Raw genomic sequence first — 18,512 nt, 5'->3', positions numbered from 1 at the left:
TTTTAGAAAAAAATTAATAAAACGTTACGCTATGTACGCAATTGTAGAGATAGCAGGGCAGCAATTTAAAGTTGCAAAAGACCAAAAAGTGTTTGTACACCGTTTACCAGGAGAAGAAGGAGACAAAGTCTCTTTTGATAAAGTTCTTCTTGCAGCAGATGGGAAACAAGTTACTTTAGGCGCCCCAGCTATAGATGGAGCTCAAGTAGGAGCAAAAATCACTAGGCACCTTAAAGGTGATAAAGTTATTGTTTTCAAGAAAAAGAGACGTAAAGGATACCGTGTAAAAAACGGACATCGTCAATCTCTTACTGAAATCATTATCGAAAGTATTGTTACTTCTGGAGCTAAAAAAGCAGCTCCTAAGGCAGCTAAAAAAGCTGAGCCTAAGAAGGTTGAGACTAAGAAAGAAGAGAAAGCTCCTGTAGCTAAAGCGGCTCCTAAGAAAAAAGCTGCTGCAAAAGGAGATGACCTTAAGAAAGTTGAAGGTATCGGACCTAAAATCGCAGAAACTCTAAATGCTAATGGTATTTTGACATTTGCAGATCTTGCAAAAACAAAACCAGAACAAATAGCAGAGTTTATTAAAGATGTTAGAGGAAATCACGTTCCTAATTCATGGCCTAAGCAAGCTAAAATGGCTGCCGATGGTAAATGGGACGAGTTAAAAGAATGGCAAGATAACCATAAAGGTGGTATAGAAGAATAAAGTTTAATCTTCTATTCGTTTACTAGAAAAACGACTAGAAATAAAATATTATATCATGGCTCATAAAAAAGGAGTTGGTAGTTCAAAAAATGGTAGAGAATCAGAATCGAAACGTCTAGGTGTGAAGATTTTTGGTGGACAAGCTGCCATAGCTGGTAACATCATTGTTAGACAAAGAGGAACAGCTCATAAACCAGGTGAAAATGTGTATGCTGGTAAAGATCATACATTACATGCCAAAGTAGATGGTTTGGTAAAATTCACAAAAAAGAAAGACAATAAATCATATGTTTCTATAGTACCTTTTGAAGCATAAGGATTTCTTCCTTGTAATAAATTACGAACCGCTTTTCAATTAATTTTGGGAAGCGGTTTTTTGTATTTCTAATGATAGAGTTATCTAAAAAGGACTTAACTTTTGATAATACAGACAATAATATCAAAAAGAATAACATAAAAATAATCCACAAATAACAACTAAGAGTTTTTCGAGAATTAAGTTTACAATTCTATATGGGAAAAGTGGCCCTGTTGTTATATATAATTTTTATGAAACATTATCGAAAGATTATTCTCCTGTTTTTCTTTATATCAATTAAACCTACCCTATTTTCGCAAATATATCAACATAAGGAGCAAGAGGAGAAAAGGCATGTAGATGAAACATTTCGAGTGTTAGAATTAGAACTCAAAACGGCTCAGGAAAAGAACATACCTTCAGAAATCGCCTATAAATTTCTTCAATTAGGTGAATTTTATCAAAAAGCAAGGGTGTATAACGAAGCCATCCTGCACTATAATCATGCTTTAGGGGTGCTCAAAAAGAATGATACACTGGTTGTTCATCTGCAAAATGAAATAGGTAAAATACAACTTTCATTAAAAAACGTAAGAAAGGCCATCATCTATTTTAATAAAAGTCTGGCAATATCATTGGCCAATGATTATTTAAGAGGTGCAGCAATAACAAAAGGGTTACTCGGTTCTTGTTACGAAAAGCAAGGAGAATATCTTAAAGCATTACAATATCAAAAAGAAAGTCTTGAATTATTTACACAGATAAGTTATCATGCCGGGATCGCCAAGGTGCATGAAAATATGGGAAGTATTTATGAAGATCTTGAGCAATATGATTTGGCATATGAGTATTTCGAAAAGTCGGATCAATTCTTTGCAAAAATAAATACAATTGATCGGATTAGTGTTCTAAATAATTTAGGGGATATTAATAGGAAAACGAACAACTATCACAAGGCCTTAATGTATACACAAATGGCCTATGAATTATCGAATCAATTTAACGATAAGCATCAGTTAAGAAGTGCACATAAAGATTTGTCTAAAACATATAAACTGACAGGAAATTATAAAGAAGCACTCGATCACTTACTTAAAAGTGAGCACATAAATGATGAGCTAACAACAATGCAAAATGTACATCAGCTTAATACCTTGCAAACCATTTATGAAACCAAGCAAAAAGAGGCACAAATTAATTTATTACTACAGCAAGGAAAAGTGAGTCGTGCTCATCAGAATCTGTTGTGGGTAAGTTTAGGAACGACAGTTATTATAGCAATCATTTTATTTTTATACTTTAGAAAAAAAAGAATTCAGAATACAAAACTGCAAGAATACAAAGAAAGAGCCCTGAAGGTTGAAATAGAAAAAAAAGCGTTTGAAGAAAAAAACTTACAAAAAGAAGTGCATGTAAAGACGGCAGCATTGTCAAGATACAGTCTGCACCTGTCTCAGAAAAATAAGATGTTGTATGATGTTTCGCAAGCACTTACGAATATTGCTAATCGAAAAAATTTTGATCAAAAGGTTAGTTTAAAAAAAATTGCCCAAGAAATTAATTTTAATCTACATCAGGAAAAAGAGTGGGACGAGTTTAATAATTTTTTCAAAGAAATCCATCCGGCATTCATAAAAAAATTATCTGCACTTTCAGAAGAAAAACTATCCCCGGCAGAATTACGATTAGGAATGCTATTGCGACTTAACTTATCATCAAAAGAAATAGCATCGATCCTACGAGTAACACCAGACAGTGTTCGTGTTGCTCGCTATAGATTGCGTAAAAAACTTCCTATTGCCCAAAAAGAAGAGTTGGTTAGCTTTATGATAGATCTATAATTCAGGAATTTAGAAAAAATTATTGTCAATTTTTTTTAATGTTATTGCAATGTAAATAAAAGGTAATTGTTGCCTTGTTGTTTCTATAGCATCTGTGAAATGTTTATCCTTTGTTGCTTTACGTTTTTACAGTATGTTACAGTGCCGGTGTAGCTTTGTAGTGATTTTTAAACTCACGTAAAATGATACCATCTAGATTTTTAAAATTAATGTATGTCACCTTTTTAGTGTGCATTGGTACTAGTACAATATATGCACAAAATGGCTCAATTAAGGGTGTAATTACCGATGAAAATGGCATTTCTATGCCCGGAGCTTCAGTACTAGTCGGTGCACTCAATAAAGCAACAATTTCTGATTTTGAAGGAAAGTTCACTTTGGTGAATGTCCCTGAGGGAGCGTATACTTTACAAATTCAATATTTGGGATATACAGATACAGAAAAACAAGTCAATGTAGGAGCGTCAAAAACTACGGCAATTTCTATTGTTTTGGTTACCAAAGGAGAACAATTAGAAGATGTTACAATTTCTACTTATGGAGCTGTGGGACAGGCCAGAGCTTTGAATACTCAGAAAAACAACATGAATATTACCAATGTCGTGTCGACAGATCAGATCGGAAAATTTCCTGATGCTAATATTGGAGATGCAGTAAAAAGAATTCCGGGGATTACTATGCAAGTCGATCAAGGAGAGGCTAGAAATATTATAGTCAGAGGGCTTTCTCCACAATTAAATTCTGTAACACTAAACGGAAGTAGAATTCCTTCGGCAGAAGGTGATAATAGAAATATACAAATGGATTTGATCCCCTCTGATATGATCAAGACCATCGAAGTAAATAAAGCGGTAACTCCAGACATGGAAGCAGACGCTCTCGGAGGATCGGTAAACTTGATCACAAGAACTGCTCCCCAGGGATTCAGACTCTCCGCTACTTTGGGCTCTGGTGTTAACTTTATCACAGATAAGAGAATTCTAACGGGTTCTTTTCTAATTGGGGACCGATCAAAAAATAAAAAGTTTGGTTGGATGCTATCAGCATCTATAAATGATAATGATTTTGGTTCTGATAATATTGAAGCAGAGTGGACAGATGAATTCGAGTTTAATACGGGAGATGAAGACGAAGAAGGTGAAGCCATTCTTGAAGAAGCTGATGTACAGCCGTATACAAATGTATTCGAGCAACGCGTGTATTTAGTACAACGTATTCGAAGAAGCTTTTCTGCAAATTTTGATTATAATTTTGATGATAATCATACCATGTATTTAAAAACTATGTACAATTGGCGCGATGATCGTGAAAATAGATTTCGATTAGAGCATGGAATTTTGGATGGAGAAGATATCGAAGAAGGAGATTTTACGATTACTAATGGATTCCTGACAAGCTTTCCTGTTGAGGTTAAGCGCCAGAGTAAAGGAGGAATTGATAACAGTCGAAATAAAAACACCCGATTAGAGGATCAACGGATGCAAAATTACAATTTGGGAGGAAATCATTTATTCGGAAATGTGAAAATAGATTGGATGGGGTCATTCGCCAAAGCCTCTGAAGAGCGACTGAATGAACGGTATGTAGAATTTGAATCAGAATATACCATCATTAATGATAACTCTGATCCTGAGTTTCCGATATTTTTACCTGCGAATGCAAGTGATGCAACCAATCTTTCTGCCTTTGAGTTTGGTGAATTAACAGAAGAAAACCAATACACAGAAGAAGAGGATATTAATTTTGCTATTAATGCAGAATTTGTTTCGGATTTTTTTGGTAGAGGTGAAGGAATAATCAAATTCGGAGTGCGCAGTAGACTAAAGCGTAAGCTAAGAGATAATAACTTCTTCGAGTTTGATCTCGAGGATGATTTTCCTTCGTTAGCAGAAATTCCTATACAAGATTTTTCGAATCCTGATTTTCTGGCTGGAAGTAAGTATCAAGCAGGTCTATTCGCCGACGAAGCATGGTTGGGAAGTCTGGACCTTACCGAAGGAGAATCTGTACCTGATGAGTTTCTTCGGGCTAATTATGAGGTCAGTGAAGATGTTTTTGCAGGTTACCTAATGACCAATCAAAAGATATCAGATAAATTAAGCGTTCTGTCAGGGATTCGATTAGAAAACACTTCGATCAAAGCTACCGGAAATCAAATTGTAGATGAAGAAGAGCTTATAGGTGAGGTAACCGACGAACAATCATATATCAATATATTACCCGGAGTGCATTTTAAATATGATGCCTCTTCTAAAACGGTACTTAGATTTGCGTGGACCAATACAATAGCAAGACCTAATTATGCGGACCTGGTACCTTCTGTTGATGTAGTTTTTGATGACGAAGAAATTTTTGTAGGGAACCCAGATTTAGATCCTGCAACTTCCATGAATTTCGATATTATGGCAGAGCATTACTTCGCTTCTGTAGGGATTGTTTCTGGAGGTTTGTTTTATAAAAAAATAAATAATTTCACCTATATTTTTAGTGGAGAGACAGAGAATAATGATTTTGGAGAGGGTACAGAAGGGTATGATATTTTTCAGCCCCTTAATGGAGATGATGCCTCAGTCTTTGGCGTAGAAGTTGCTTTTCAGCGTCAGCTAGATTTCTTGCCAGGTTTTGCGAAGAATCTTAGTCTATATCTCAATTATACGTTCCTTACTTCCAGTGCAGATGGTATTCGTAATGAGGATGGAGATGAGCGCGATGATCTGGACTTACCAAATACAGCACCCAATATGTTCAATGGATCATTAGGATACAATGATCGTAAATTAAGTATACGATTATCTGCAAATTTCTCTGATGCCTATATTGACGAAATTGGCGGAAATGCCTTCGAGGATAGGTATTATGATCAACAATTTTTTCTGGATTTTAATGCCAGTTATGCGATTACAAAAAACCTAAGTATATATGCAGATCTAAATAATATTACCAATCAACCATTGCGTTTTTATCAAGGAGTCTCAGAAAGAACAATGCAATTAGAATATTATGATAGAAGACTCACTTTTGGTCTTAAGTATGATTTGTTTAATAATAAATAAGAAATAGATGCCAGATATGAAAACATTTTGTTTTGCCCTATTAATTAGTGTAGCCTTTATTTCTTGTGATCAAAAATTACCAGAAGTGGCACCAACACTTATTTCAGAAAAAGTCCCCCATGATACCGATGATCCTGCGATTTGGGTTCACCCAAAAGATCCAGCAAAAAGTATTGTATTCGGTACAGATAAAGATACCGATGGAGCTATTTACGCTTTTGATTTAAAAGGAAAAATCATTGAGGATAAAATGATTAAGAACGTTAAATACCCCAATAATATTGATGTAGAATATGGATTCAAAATCAATGATTCAACAAGAACAGATATCATTGCTTTTACAGAAAGGGAGCGCAATCAGATACGTGTTTTTTCTGTTCCGGATATGAAGCCTTTGGATGGTGGAGGGTTTCCTGTTTTTGAGGATGAAACCGATCTAGCCTTAAAAAGACCCATGGGGATAGGATTGTATAAAAACCCTGTAAGTAATATCGTTTCTGTGATTGTGAGTAGGAAGTCTGGTCCTGAAGATGGTTACCTGTATCAATATGAATTGATAAGTGATAGTACGGGTGTTCGAGCCAAGTATATTCGAAAATTTGGAAAGTTTAGCACAGAAAAAGAGATCGAGGCAATCGCAATCGATGACGAACTAGGTTTTGTGTATTATTCGGATGAAGGGGTTGGGATACGTAAATACTATGCAGATCCATCAAAAGGAAATCAAGAATTGGCTTTTTTCGGAGGAGAATATTTTGAAGAAGATATCGAAGGAATTGCAATCGCTACAAAACCAAATGGTCAAGGGGTTTTAATTGTTTCGGATCAGCAAAAGGGGCAGTTTAATTTATTTTCTCGCAAGGATGGAAGTTTTATTAAAGCAATCAATTTGGGAACTCAAGAAACAGATGGATGTGAAATAGTTACTATTCCATTGAATGCAAAGTTTACAAAAGGTCTTTTTGTTGCTATGAATACGCAAAGAGACTTTTACTTTTATGATGTAGAAAAATTAGGGATTTAAGAATGGGTTTGTGACGTTGCGAATAATAGTTGGGCAGAATAAAAAAGATAAGGTAGCACTTTTAAGTTGCTACCTTATCTTTTTGTAAATGTTTTAACTCGGTGTTTGTATAAAAAACAGCTTTTTTGGTGAAAACAACCCCCGGTTTACAGGGTTTCTTTTTCATTATATATGGGGTTTTTTTATTCGTAATTCACCACCATCTTTGCGCAATGATTTTTTTGACATTTTTGTTATGAGAAGAAAACTCTGCAAAGGCATTCATAAAAAATCGTAAGAAAAAAGTATTAATCTTTTAAAAATTAAAACTATGACTTGGGGAATAACATTAATTTTATTAAGTATCATTGCGGTACCTTCATTACTGCTTGCCAAAAAACCAAATGCCAAAGAGTTATTAGAAAAAATCGAACCATATCAGGGATGGATAGGACTTGCATTCTGTTTTTGGGGAGTATGGGGAATTATATCTTCAGTATTAAGTATTAGTTGGCTTTCAACAAGTCCAATATGGTGGATTACGTTACTTGCAGGGAGTGTTATGCAAGCTATATTAGGGTTTATGCTTGGATTTGGAATGATCAATAAACTTGTTTTGGGTAAGAACGAAGCGGCAAAAGAGAAAGCAAGTCTATTAAGAGAAAAAATTGCACCTAAGCAAGGTAAACTAGGAGTATTAGGGCTAATAGTTGGCGTGTGGATAATTATAGCTTCCTTTTTACCTCCTATGTAAAAAGAAAAATGCTTTAATGAAATTCAAAAGTTCAAAAATTAAAAAAATACAAAGTTTTGATGCATAATAGTGAAATGCCAAACCAACTAGTTGGAATCAGGAACAATTCATTATTGAAGCATTAAAAAGAATTTGTAATTGGATACAAACTAGCTAATTTTAATAGATGATTAGTCTAGACCCATCAATTATTTGATCAATATGCTCCGCGAACCTACTTCGTCGGGGCATGTGTTTTTTTAACTTAGAACGCCTATTGCAACCTTCAATTCCTGCAAACACTGATGTCTCATTTCATTTTATCGGTTGCTGTTGTCGAACAGAAAGTAAGAAAAAGGTAATCTTCATTGCACTATAAATTTAGTATAATGATATTTAAAGAGGCGACAAGTGATATAAACAAAACCCTCTCTTTTCAGAGAGGGTTTTGTTTATATAGTAGCCTTATGCTAACCTCTACACAAATAGTATTCAATTGCCTATAGTTATATAAAGGATTTAATAAAATTTAGTATCTGTAATATTCAGGTTTAAAAGGTCCTTCTACAGTAACACCAATATAATCAGCTTGATCCTCTCGAAGCGTTTCTAATTCTACACCAAGACGTGCAAGATGTAATTTAGCAACTTTTTCGTCTAAATGTTTCGGTAGCATGTATACTTCGTTCTTATAGTCCTTTGAGTTATTCCAAAGTTCGATCTGAGCCAGTGTTTGATTGGTAAAAGAATTACTCATTACAAAACTTGGGTGCCCGGTAGCACAACCAAGGTTCACTAAGCGACCTTCTGCAAGAATAATAATATCCTTGCCATCAACCGTATATTTATCCACCTGAGGTTTGATTTCATCTTTTGTATTTCCGTAGTTTTCATTTAACCACGCCATATCGATTTCATTATCAAAGTGCCCAATGTTACATACAATAGCTTTATCCTTAAGAGCTTTAAAATGTTGACTCTGCACAATGTCTTTATTTCCTGTAGTTGTAATTATCACATCAGCATTACCAACCACAGTTTCTAATTTTTTTACTTCAAATCCATCCATTGCTGCTTGTAGCGCGCATATAGGATCAATTTCTGTAACAGTTACAATAGATCCAGCTCCTTTAAACGAAGCTGCGGTTCCTTTACCTACATCACCATAACCACAAACTACAACACGTTTACCGGCAAGCATTGTATCTGTAGCACGACGAATAGCGTCAACTGCACTTTCACGGCATCCGTATTTATTGTCAAACTTAGACTTCGTTACAGAATCATTTACATTAATTGCAGGCATCGGTAGCGTTCCGTTTTTGACACGTTCGTATAAGCGATGCACCCCAGTAGTTGTTTCTTCAGAAAGTCCTTTGATATCTCCTACTAATTCTGGGTATTTATCAAGTACCATATTCGTAAGATCTCCACCATCATCAAGAATCATATTTAGTGGTTTGCGATCTTCTCCAAAGAATAAGGTTTGTTCTATACACCAGTCAAATTCTTCTTCATTCATCCCTTTCCATGCATACACAGGTATTCCTGCTTCTGCAATTGCAGCTGCCGCTTGATCTTGGGTAGAGAAAATATTACAAGAACTCCAGGTTACTTCTGCACCAAGAGCCTGTAACGTTTCTATTAGTACAGCGGTTTGTATAGTCATATGAAGACAACCTGCAATACGGGCCCCTTTTAGAGGCTGCTCATCTTTATATTCTTCGCGAAGAGACATTAATCCTGGCATTTCTGCTTCTGCCAATTCAATCTCTTTTCTTCCCCAGGCAGCTAATGAAATATCCTTTACTTTATAAGGAACATAGGGTATTGTTTTGGTGCTCATAGTAGTTCGTTTTATGTTTATATAGTGCATTTTGGTATTTCGCACTAAATTGTTCTAAATTCGCTCATTGAGAATGCCTTTTTATCCTCAATTTTTAGGTTGCAAAGGTACATAATAACTTTAAGATTTTAAATGCCTCTTTACAAAACTATAACAGTAGATCAAAGTACTAATGTCTTGATCTGGAAGATTGAAGAAACATTTGAGTTTCTTTCTGAAAGTGTTCAGCTAACAGCGCATTGTCAAAAAAGAGTGGACAGTATGAAGTCAGATCTGCATCGCAGAGGATTTATGAGTGTTCGACATCTTTTGGCTGTGTGCGGATATACAGATCATGATCTGTATTATGATGAGTTCGGGAAACCACATCTTACAGATGGAAAGTATATTTCTATTACACATTCTTTTACCTTTGCAGGTATTATAATTAGTGATGTGCCGGTAGGGATTGATATCGAAAAACAACGAGACAAAATTAATAAAATAGCTCATAAATTCGTAAATGATTTCGAAAACGGATATGTAGAAAAAGAGGAAAATAGTGTGAAAATGCTGACCGCAATCTGGGGAGGTAAAGAGTCTTTATATAAGCTACACGCCACAGCTGGTTTAAGTTTTAAACAACATATTTTTATATCTCCATTTACACTAGAGTATCCTTTTATCTATGGAGCAATTAATTACGATAATACCATTGATCATTATGATTTAGCTCTTATAGAGTTTGAAGGGTTCACCTGTGTATATGCGGTGCCAGCCTCTGAGGTATAGATTTTTTGATTAAGAATACCAATGTTGATGAAAAATAAATAAGAATGCAAGTTTCAATTGAATTAACACTTACTCCGCTTCAGAATGATTTTGAAGCCCATATTATTCGTTTTATAAAAAGGCTGCGTGATTCTAAGTTTACAATTTTAGAAAACCCATTGAGCACACAGGTATTTGGTGCGTATGATGAGGTGATGCCTTTTTTAACCGAAGAAATAAAAACGGCCTTTGGTGATATGGATCACGTATTGGTATATATGAAAATGGTAAAAAGTAATAGAAGCGATTATGAGCCCCATTTTTGATTTTTTCTTTGGTCAATATTCAGAGTATTCTACTTTTTATATTAGCCTAGAGATTATTGCCGTAATCTTTGGGATACTTAGCGTTTTTTTTGCTAGAGCAAATTCGATATGGGTGTATCCTACAGGTATGATTAGCACGCTGATTTATGTGTATTTACTTTTGCAATGGGCATTATTAGGAGATATGATGATTAACGCGTATTACTTTATAATGAGTGTATATGGATGGTATGTATGGACCAGAAAAGTAGACGATACAATAACAACACCAATCTCTAGAACAACGGCAAAAGAAAAGCGGATACAACTTATTATTTTTGTAGCTACCTTGGTTTTTGTGTATTCAGTTTATATTGCATTTGATAAGTGGAATGATTGGACGGCTTATGTAGATACGTTAACAACGGCGATTTTCTTTGTGGGAATGTGGTTAATGGCAAGGAGAAAGATTGAGAATTGGATTTTTTGGATTATAGGAGATATTATTTCTGTACCCTTATATTTTTATAAAGGATTTACGTTTTCTAGTTTTCAATATCTATTATTTACAATTATAGCAATTTTTGGATATCTCTCATGGAAGAAAAGCTTAGACAAAATCCCAGTAACTGCATAAAAATAGTTCTTTTTGGACCTGAATCTACAGGAAAAACTACATTGTCCAAGCAATTAGCAGCGCACTACGGCACACAATTGGTTGGGGAGTATATGAGGGAGTATCTACAGGATAAATGGGATGCCAAAAAAGAAGTTTGTGTGTATGATGATTTGCTACCAATTGCAGAAGGGCAGATGCGTCTAGAAAATGAAGCAGCACAAAAGACAAATACCATTCTTGTATGTGATACCAACTTATTAGAACTAAAAGTGTATGGTGAGTTCTATTATGAGGGGGAAATCCCCAAGGCATTAGACAAAATTTCATTAGAAAATGTTTACGATTTGTATCTTTTGACTTATATTGACGTCCCTTGGGTACAGGATGACCTAAGAGATCTACCCCACCAAAGAGAAGAGATGTTTTTGCGATTCAAGGAATGCCTTGATATCTATGGTCTAAAATATGTCATACTGAAAGGAGATAATACAACACGTTTTAACAAAGCAATACAGAGTATTGAGCAATTAATAAAAACAAAAAAGTGAATATAACCGATAAAGATATTAAGTTAATCAAATCAAAAGGGTTGACCATAGACAAAGTACTTTCTCAGATAGAAACTTTTAAGAATCAGATTCCTTTTGTAGCCTTACGAAGTGCTGCAACACTGGATCATGGGATCCTCAAGTTTTCAGAACATTATCAATCAGAACTTACCAAAGTATATACTTCTAGATTGTCCGGTCTTGATACCTTAAAATTTGTTCCTGCATCTGGTGCTGCAACAAGAATGTTTAAAGACTTGTTTCGGTTTTTGGATACGTATGATTGCGAAAAAGAGAGCCTAAATTCATACACCAATCATCAGAATGCAACTGCGATACGATTATTTCTAATAGGCTTAGAAAAATTTCCGTTCTACGAAGAGGTAATGAATAATGTAAAGGATGTATACCCCAAATTCGAAACCTTATCGGAGGGAAGACAGTTACATATTTTTGTCGAAATGATGCTTAAAGAAAAAGGATTGAACTTTGGGGCATTCCCAAAAGGATTACTTCCTTTTCATAAATATACCAATAGTATTGCTACCTCTTTTGAAGAACATTTGTACGAAGCAGCAGGTTACAATACCAATGACAAGGGGGATTCTAAGTTGCATTTTACGATTTCTAAAGAGCATCTAGATGCATTCGAAGATGAATTCGAAAGAATAAAGAAAAAGGTTGAGGAGAAAACAAATACCAATTTTAGTATTACGTATTCTTTTCAGAAATCCGAAACAGATACTATTGCAGTGACAGAAGACAATGAACCTTTTAGGACAGAAGATGGTTCTCTGTTATTTAGGCCAGGAGGACACGGCGCCTTGATCGAAAACCTTAATGACCTTGATGCAGATATTGTGTATATAAAAAATATAGATAATGTTGTAGTTCGAAAATATCAAGATGAAGTTTCTGGATATAAAAAAGTATTAGCGGGTAAATTAATCGAAATCCAGGATGAAGTATTTAGAATCCTGAATGTGATTGATCAAAAAAAACCATCAGAGCCCGAATTAAAGGATATAAAGAAATTTTTGGTGCAACAATTAAATGTGCGACTACCCTTAGATTTTGATAAATTTTCTGATAAGTATAAATTACGTTTTTTAAGAGAATCCTTAAATCGTCCTATTCGCGTTTGTGGAATGGTTATTAATGAAGGAGAACCAGGAGGAGGACCATTTTGGATTAAAAAGGAAAATGGTAGATTGATTCTACAGATTATCGAAACACCACAAATAAATACATCAGATCAGGGGCAGCAAAAAATCCTTAATAGTGCCACGCATTTTAATCCTGTAGATCTGGTTTGCGGAGTCAGAGATTATCAAGGAAAGAAATTCGATTTATTGGATTTTGTAGACCCTAACTCAGGGTTCATTACCCAAAAGACCTTAAACGGAAAAGTATTAAAGGCATTAGAATTGCCGGGGTTATGGAATGGTGCCATGTCAAATTGGATAAGTGTATTTGTTGAAGTACCTCTTACCACCTTTAACCCAGTAAAAACAGTCAATGATTTACTGAAATCTGCACATCAGGTAAAACTTTTTTCGTGAATACCTCGGTACTTTTACGTGAATTAAAATTTAAAGCCGTCCGCAGTTCAGGTGCGGGCGGTCAACATGTAAACAAAGTATCATCAAGGATAGAACTTAGTTTTGATATATCTAATTCTCTCGGACTTACTGATGATGAAAAACTTAGACTGTCCAAAAAATTATCTTCTCGAATAACTAAAAAAGGAGTCTTAGTCCTACAATGTGATGACAGCCGAAGTCAACATAGAAATAAAGAAGTAGTCATCAAAAGACTTATTGAAATCCTGAAGAATAATCTTTATGTTCCTAAAAGAAGGAAACCTACTAAACCTTCTAAAGGATCTATCAAAAAGCGCTTAGAAAACAAACAAAAACAATCTTTAAAAAAGGTAAATCGCCGAAAACCGCTTTTGTAATAGGATATGCCTGCAAAAAAATGTGTAATATTTCTACACTTTTGTGGGGATTCCACGCTTTGAAACATATTTATCTATGAATATTTTAATATTTAATTAATTGATAATCAGTGTTTTGATTCTTTTTGTGTTGACCTAGATGTTTTGGAACAATTATTACTTATAGTATTATCAGATAACATAATTTTATCAATAACCCAAATGAAAAAGTTACCAATGATAGTAGCAATAGTAGTAAGTATTTTTTCGGCACAGGGTGTTCTGGGTCAAGATGAATTGGCGCTTTTAGGCGATGATAATTTTGGATACAGAGATTATGATTACGAGCTGCAAGAATATACTGAAATAAACAAAATGGAGTTGCCAATGGCAGTTCTTGAAGCAACCAAAAAAGATTTTCAAAAAGTACGAATTGTAAAAGCATATATGTCAAAAGATAATACATATAAAGTAGTATTACAAGATAACGATTACTCTACAAAAGTTGTATTTGCAAGCACTAATGGCAAATGGATAAAGCCAAACGACCATAAATCTTAAATCTAGGGGTAGAAAAGAATATCGTTTTGCAACCAAGAACGATATACAAAGTTGTTTAGTGCTAAAAAAGAGACTCAATCCCAAGGGTCTCTTTTTTTATGCTCTTCTTTAAAAAATTGATATTTTTAAATCGTAATTTTATAAAATCAAAATTAGTATAGTATTTTTTAGTCACTCTTAGAACCATTAATTTTTTATTGTAACTTAAACAAATTAAGTGAATGACTATGCTCATTTTTTTAGAATATAAATCATAAAATATGACAAAGATACTTATTGTTGAAGATGATGTAGCCTTTTGTACAATGCTAAAAACCTTTTTAGAAAAAAAGGAATACGCTGTATCTACTGCTTTTTCTGGAAATGAGGCAATACCAAAAATCAAACAAGATAGATTTGATGTAGTGCTTGCTGATGTGAGGTTGCCTGATAGTGATGGCATTACTTTGTTAGAAGAGATTCTTAAAAATGATGCAAGCACACAGGTTATTATAATGACTGGATATGCAGAAATTAATATGGCCGTTAATGCTATAAAACAAGGGGCTTTTGATTATGTGGCAAAACCATTTAATCCGGATACAATAGTACAAACTATAGAAAAAGCTCTTAATGTTAATGATACACAAGATGTTTCTGTCAAATCGGCTAAACCTTCAGCGACAGTACCAGTAACTAAAAATCTTAATAATTCCTTTGTAAGAGGGGTTAGTGATGCTTCCAAAAAATTAAATGAATATGTCGCTCTGGTTGCTCCTACCCGTATGTCGGTTTTAGTAATCGGGGACAGTGGTACAGGTAAGGAATATGTAGCAAGTAGTATACATAAAGCGAGTAAAAGATCAGAAAAGCCCTTTATTGCCGTAGATTGTGGAGCTATACCCAAAGAAATTGCTTCAAGTGAGTTTTTTGGACATATAAAAGGGTCATTTACCGGAGCTGTGAATGATAAAATGGGGCATTTTGAAGCTGCTAATGGAGGTACCTTATTCTTAGATGAAATCGGAAATTTAAGTTATGAATTACAGGTTCAACTTTTGAGAGCACTTCAGGAACGCAAAATAAAGCCTGTTGGAAGTAACACCGAAATCGAGGTAGATATTCGGGTTATAGTCGCTACTAACGAAGACCTAAGTAATGCAGTGAAGGAAGGCGAATTTAGAGAAGATTTATATCACAGATTAAATGAGTTTTCTATAAAAGTACCACCGTTAAGAGATAGGATTGAAGATTTAATGCTTTTTGCAAACCATTTCCTTGAGGAGTCGAATACTGAGCTAGAAAAACATGTTGTAGGGTTTGCAGATGAGGTTCTTGAAGCTTTCAAAAAATACTCTTGGCCAGGTAACCTAAGAGAATTAAAAAATATTGTAAAACGATCTGTTCTCCTTTCTCAAGACGAAATGATTACCTTAGATATTTTACCCGGAGACATTGCTTATGCATCTCATAATTCTAAACAAACGTACGGGTTGTTTAAAAATCAGAATGAACAAGAATTAATCCTTGATGCTTTAGAAAAATCTAACGGAAACAAAGCCAAGGCTGCAAGGATGCTTTCTATAGATCGAAAAACACTTTACAACAAATTAAAACAATACGATATAAGTCTTTAAATTAGATTGTGCAAAACTGTTAGTTTTCTACTTTGAGCTTATCTATTAATGTTTTGATCTTAGTTATTCCTTTGCCTGTTAATGATAGTACTGAAGAGTTATCCAAGGTATACTGGTCAGGATGTTCTAATCTCTCAAGTATATAAACGACTTCTTTTGCTTTGATTTGCTTAAACATAGGAAGCATTTTATGTGCGGTTTTTTTTATGCTTTCGATATCCTTCTTCTCCATTTTTTTCTTTAACTCTTCGATATTATCAATGGTGCTAGTATAAAAAGTGTCTAAGATAGCATAAAGTGAGTCAGAATCTCCATGAGCAAATAGCATAAGATCACTAAGAGAGTATTCTTCTTGAGTCGAATCTTCATGATTGTTAGAATGGTCGTACTTTTTAATATCCATATGTAATACCGTTGCTATATGATCAACTAATTCTTTGGGAGCATATGGTTTTTGTAAACTTGCAGCAAAACCGGCATCCTGATATTCTGAAACACTTGTGTCTGTTCTTCCGGATAATGCAATTACGGGCAGATTGTGATAATCAGGGTTTCTCTTTATAGTTCGTAAAAGTTCAAAACCATCCATCTTTGGCATTTGAATATCTGTTAGAATTAGGTCATAGGTGTTGCTTTGTAATAAAGACACCGCGTCTAAACCATTTTTGCAGATATCATAGGTTAACCCTGCCAACGAAGCAACTTCACTCGTAAGAGCTAGTTGACTTGGGTCATCATCGACAATTAATACTTTTTTATTAGTAAAACTTTGTAATTCAGTAATTTCTGGGCCTTCTTCCGGTAATGATGATCCCGAAAGCTTAATAGGGATATAAAAAGTAAAGGTACTCCCCTTACCCGGTTCGCTATTCAGTTTTATTTTACCCTTGAGAAGTTTAATTATTTTTTTGGTAATTGCGAGCCCCAGACCAAAGCCGCCATATCTTTTTTCTGTAGTGTCATCACCCTGCGAAAATTCTTCAAAGATGTAATGTTGTTGTTCTTTAGTAATACCAATTCCGGTATCTTCTACAGAAATAACCAATTGTTTTTCTGATAAGCCATTTTCAATAATTTTACTGTCAATAGTAATAGATCCTTCGTCAGTAAATTTGTAGGCGTTACTAACCAGATTGGTCAGTACTTGTTTAATTCTAAATGGGTCTCCTATATATTGTTTTTTTAGTTCGTCTGTAGTCTTAATTTTGATATCAAGATTTTTGGCAGAACTTACAGGGATAACACCAGATATGGTATTATCTATTAATTTTTTAGGGGAGAAGGGCAACATTTCGATCACCATTCTTCCTGCTTCGAGTTTTGATAAATCTAGAAGATCATTTACCAAGTGTAAGATATAGTCAGAAGATTTTTTAAGATGATCTAGATAATGTTTTTGTTTAGTGTCTAAGCCAGTTCTCTCAAGGAGATCAGAATACCCAATAACACTATTTAATGGGGATCTAAGATCATGAGTCACAGTGGTTATAATTGACTCTCTAGTTTTTAATAAGGATTCGGTATATGTTTTTTCTGCTTCAAGTTCATTCCTGTATTTTTGACTTTGAGAAACATCTTTAGTAATCAAAAGTAAGAATATAATAGCGATGACAACACTGATTGCGGCTATCAATAATATAATATCAGATGTATTATTCAATACTTTATTAGAAGCCTCTAATCTAGAAAAATAACGATCTCGCTCATTACGTTCTATGGCAGCAAGTACATCACGCAATTGTTTTGTAATAATTTGGTCATTTTTAAGAAGAGTATTCTCTTTTCTGGATATTTCTCTTTTGTATTTCCTGTCTTTTTGTTCTAGCTCTGATAAAACTTGCCTAACAGAGGTAGTTAAAGAATCTACAGTTTGATTTGTAAGGCGTTCAGCATTGTCCTTTTTTAGGATTTCTAAGCTTTTTTTTAAAGATTCTCGAGCACCAAAATTCTTAAATCGTTCATCATAATTAGAGTCATCCTCAAAATTCTTATTTACTTTTCCTAACTCATTAATAGCCGTTTTATAAACTCCTCCTTTTTTCTTTCTTTCTCTGTAGATCTTAATAAGTTCTTCGAAGTTTTTATTTTTACTATCAATAAGGTATTTGATACTATCAATCTTTTGAGTCTGTAAGGTGTCTTCAGATATTTCTGATACTTTATTAATGGTGCTAAGTATGGTGTCTATTTTAGATTTATAAAGATCAAATTTTTTAGTATTCGAAGTTTGTATGATATTACGAGTCAAACTTTCTGCTTCATATAATCCTGTTATAGCCTCACCAACAAGAAATAGTTTTTCATTATTTTCGTTCTTGATCTCAGTAAGCTGAGTATAATTGTTTAATTGTTGGTAGATTACCCAAAAGGCAGTAACAACAAGAATTCCTGCTAATAAAACTCCAAGGATAATTTTATTCGTTATGGATCTCTTCGTATTCTTCATGGTACCTGTATAACTTCAAAAAACGTCTGACATTGTTTTTAGATCAATTAAAAGTACAATAAATCGATAAAACATAGTACTTTTGCGCAGAAATCTCAAAGGGGTGCTTTTTTGAGTTATACATGTTGAGTTAGGATTAATTTTATTTTTTAGTAATCTGAGACTGAATAGTAAACGCGAATGGGCTGAGATCATACCCGATGAACCTGGGCAGGTAATGCTGCCAAGGGATCGATAAAATATCG

Annotated in this window: 16 protein-coding genes; 14 read left to right on the top strand and 2 right to left on the bottom strand. The window is 34.2% G+C overall.

Features of this window, described 5'->3' with window-relative positions; all coding sequences use genetic code 11:
- Nucleotides 1-31: 31 nt before the first annotated feature.
- From rplU to DZ60_RS0114520, 6 genes are all read left to right on the top strand, one after another.
- Nucleotides 32-709, top strand: coding sequence for a 50S ribosomal protein L21 (gene rplU, locus DZ60_RS0114550; protein WP_025742773.1), 678 nt, complete (start codon nt 32-34; stop codon nt 707-709).
- A 55-nt stretch (nt 710-764) separates the two neighbouring features.
- Nucleotides 765-1,025 (top strand): 50S ribosomal protein L27, encoded by a 261-nt coding sequence (gene rpmA, locus DZ60_RS0114545; RefSeq protein WP_025742772.1) that lies wholly within the window; start codon nt 765-767, stop codon nt 1,023-1,025.
- A 233-nt stretch (nt 1,026-1,258) separates the two neighbouring features.
- Complete coding sequence (locus DZ60_RS0114540) at nt 1,259-2,848, top strand: tetratricopeptide repeat protein (protein ID WP_161634425.1); 1,590 nt, start codon at nt 1,259-1,261, stop codon at nt 2,846-2,848.
- Nucleotides 2,849-3,030: 182 nt separating this feature from the next.
- Nucleotides 3,031-5,901 (top strand): TonB-dependent receptor, encoded by a 2,871-nt coding sequence (locus DZ60_RS0114535; RefSeq protein ID WP_025742770.1) that lies wholly within the window; start codon nt 3,031-3,033, stop codon nt 5,899-5,901.
- Between the two features lie 16 nt (nt 5,902-5,917).
- Nucleotides 5,918-6,925 carry a phytase gene (locus tag DZ60_RS0114530; protein WP_025742769.1) on the top strand — a complete coding sequence of 336 codons (1,008 nt, stop codon included), beginning with the start codon at nt 5,918-5,920 and terminating at the stop codon, nt 6,923-6,925.
- Between the two features lie 310 nt (nt 6,926-7,235).
- Nucleotides 7,236-7,658 carry a hypothetical protein gene (locus tag DZ60_RS0114520; protein WP_025742768.1) on the top strand — a complete coding sequence of 141 codons (423 nt, stop codon included), beginning with the start codon at nt 7,236-7,238 and terminating at the stop codon, nt 7,656-7,658.
- A gap of 508 nt (nt 7,659-8,166) precedes the next feature.
- Here the strand turns inward: DZ60_RS0114520 and ahcY are convergent.
- Entirely contained in the window at nt 8,167-9,483 is a 1,317-nt protein-coding gene (gene ahcY / locus DZ60_RS0114515; RefSeq protein ID WP_025742767.1) for an adenosylhomocysteinase, read from the bottom strand.
- A 132-nt stretch (nt 9,484-9,615) separates the two neighbouring features.
- Here ahcY and DZ60_RS0114510 point away from each other — a divergent pair, with 132 nt between their 5' ends.
- The 8 genes from DZ60_RS0114510 to DZ60_RS0114475 all read left to right on the top strand — a co-directional run bounded on the left by DZ60_RS0114510 (nt 9,616) and on the right by DZ60_RS0114475 (nt 15,821).
- Nucleotides 9,616-10,254 carry a 4'-phosphopantetheinyl transferase family protein gene (locus DZ60_RS0114510; RefSeq protein ID WP_025742766.1) on the top strand — a complete coding sequence of 213 codons (639 nt, stop codon included), beginning with the start codon at nt 9,616-9,618 and terminating at the stop codon, nt 10,252-10,254.
- A gap of 44 nt (nt 10,255-10,298) precedes the next feature.
- Nucleotides 10,299-10,559 (top strand): hypothetical protein, encoded by a 261-nt coding sequence (locus DZ60_RS0114505; RefSeq protein WP_025742765.1) that lies wholly within the window; start codon nt 10,299-10,301, stop codon nt 10,557-10,559.
- A complete protein-coding gene (gene pnuC, locus DZ60_RS0114500) occupies nt 10,543-11,175 on the top strand; it encodes a nicotinamide riboside transporter PnuC (protein ID WP_025742764.1) in 633 nt (210 codons plus the stop codon). Before DZ60_RS0114505 ends, pnuC begins: the two co-directional genes overlap by 17 nt.
- Nucleotides 11,136-11,705, top strand: coding sequence for an AAA family ATPase (locus tag DZ60_RS0114495; RefSeq protein ID WP_025742763.1), 570 nt, complete (start codon nt 11,136-11,138; stop codon nt 11,703-11,705). The genes pnuC and DZ60_RS0114495 overlap by 40 nt, the downstream gene beginning before the upstream one ends.
- Nucleotides 11,702-13,267: a DUF4301 family protein gene (locus tag DZ60_RS0114490; RefSeq protein ID WP_025742762.1), complete on the top strand. Its 1,566-nt coding sequence runs from the start codon at nt 11,702-11,704 to the stop codon at nt 13,265-13,267. Before DZ60_RS0114495 ends, DZ60_RS0114490 begins: the two co-directional genes overlap by 4 nt.
- Nucleotides 13,264-13,665, top strand: a complete 402-nt coding sequence (gene arfB / locus DZ60_RS0114485) for an alternative ribosome rescue aminoacyl-tRNA hydrolase ArfB (RefSeq protein WP_025742761.1) — start codon at nt 13,264-13,266, stop codon at nt 13,663-13,665. The genes DZ60_RS0114490 and arfB overlap by 4 nt, the downstream gene beginning before the upstream one ends.
- Before the next feature lie 201 nt (nt 13,666-13,866).
- Nucleotides 13,867-14,205 (top strand): hypothetical protein, encoded by a 339-nt coding sequence (locus tag DZ60_RS0114480; protein ID WP_034229800.1) that lies wholly within the window; start codon nt 13,867-13,869, stop codon nt 14,203-14,205.
- Nucleotides 14,206-14,465: 260 nt separating this feature from the next.
- The gene (locus DZ60_RS0114475; RefSeq protein ID WP_025742759.1) at nt 14,466-15,821 is read left to right on the top strand and encodes a sigma-54-dependent transcriptional regulator; all 1,356 of its coding nucleotides are present in this window, start codon (nt 14,466-14,468) and stop codon (nt 15,819-15,821) included.
- Nucleotides 15,822-15,840: 19 nt separating this feature from the next.
- On the opposite strand, the gene DZ60_RS0114470 is transcribed toward DZ60_RS0114475, so the two are convergent.
- Nucleotides 15,841-18,267 carry an ATP-binding protein gene (locus DZ60_RS0114470; protein ID WP_025742758.1) on the bottom strand — a complete coding sequence of 809 codons (2,427 nt, stop codon included), beginning with the start codon at nt 18,265-18,267 and terminating at the stop codon, nt 15,841-15,843.
- Nucleotides 18,268-18,512 lie beyond the last annotated feature (245 nt).

The organism is Aquimarina pacifica (assembly GCF_000520955.1).
Classification (GTDB): domain Bacteria; phylum Bacteroidota; class Bacteroidia; order Flavobacteriales; family Flavobacteriaceae; genus Aquimarina; species Aquimarina pacifica.
The sequence above is the reverse complement of the archived record's forward strand: the minus strand, read 5'-3'. Positions and strand labels throughout refer to the sequence as shown.

Coding starts and splice junctions, on each gene's coding strand:
- DZ60_RS0114505 (WP_025742765.1), top strand. CDS start 10,299: ATGCAAGTTTCAATTGAATTAACACTTACTCCGCTTCAGAATGATTTT.
- DZ60_RS0114520 (WP_025742768.1), top strand. CDS start 7,236: ATGACTTGGGGAATAACATTAATTTTATTAAGTATCATTGCGGTACCT.
- DZ60_RS0114535 (WP_025742770.1), top strand. CDS start 3,031: ATGATACCATCTAGATTTTTAAAATTAATGTATGTCACCTTTTTAGTG.
- rpmA (WP_025742772.1), top strand. CDS start 765: ATGGCTCATAAAAAAGGAGTTGGTAGTTCAAAAAATGGTAGAGAATCA.
- DZ60_RS0114540 (WP_161634425.1), top strand. CDS start 1,259: ATGAAACATTATCGAAAGATTATTCTCCTGTTTTTCTTTATATCAATT.
- DZ60_RS0114510 (WP_025742766.1), top strand. CDS start 9,616: ATGCCTCTTTACAAAACTATAACAGTAGATCAAAGTACTAATGTCTTG.
- DZ60_RS0114530 (WP_025742769.1), top strand. CDS start 5,918: ATGAAAACATTTTGTTTTGCCCTATTAATTAGTGTAGCCTTTATTTCT.
- pnuC (WP_025742764.1), top strand. CDS start 10,543: ATGAGCCCCATTTTTGATTTTTTCTTTGGTCAATATTCAGAGTATTCT.
- DZ60_RS0114480 (WP_034229800.1), top strand. CDS start 13,867: ATGAAAAAGTTACCAATGATAGTAGCAATAGTAGTAAGTATTTTTTCG.
- DZ60_RS0114470 (WP_025742758.1), bottom strand. CDS start 18,267: ATGAAGAATACGAAGAGATCCATAACGAATAAAATTATCCTTGGAGTT.
- DZ60_RS0114495 (WP_025742763.1), top strand. CDS start 11,136: ATGGAAGAAAAGCTTAGACAAAATCCCAGTAACTGCATAAAAATAGTT.
- rplU (WP_025742773.1), top strand. CDS start 32: ATGTACGCAATTGTAGAGATAGCAGGGCAGCAATTTAAAGTTGCAAAA.
- ahcY (WP_025742767.1), bottom strand. CDS start 9,483: ATGAGCACCAAAACAATACCCTATGTTCCTTATAAAGTAAAGGATATT.
- DZ60_RS0114475 (WP_025742759.1), top strand. CDS start 14,466: ATGACAAAGATACTTATTGTTGAAGATGATGTAGCCTTTTGTACAATG.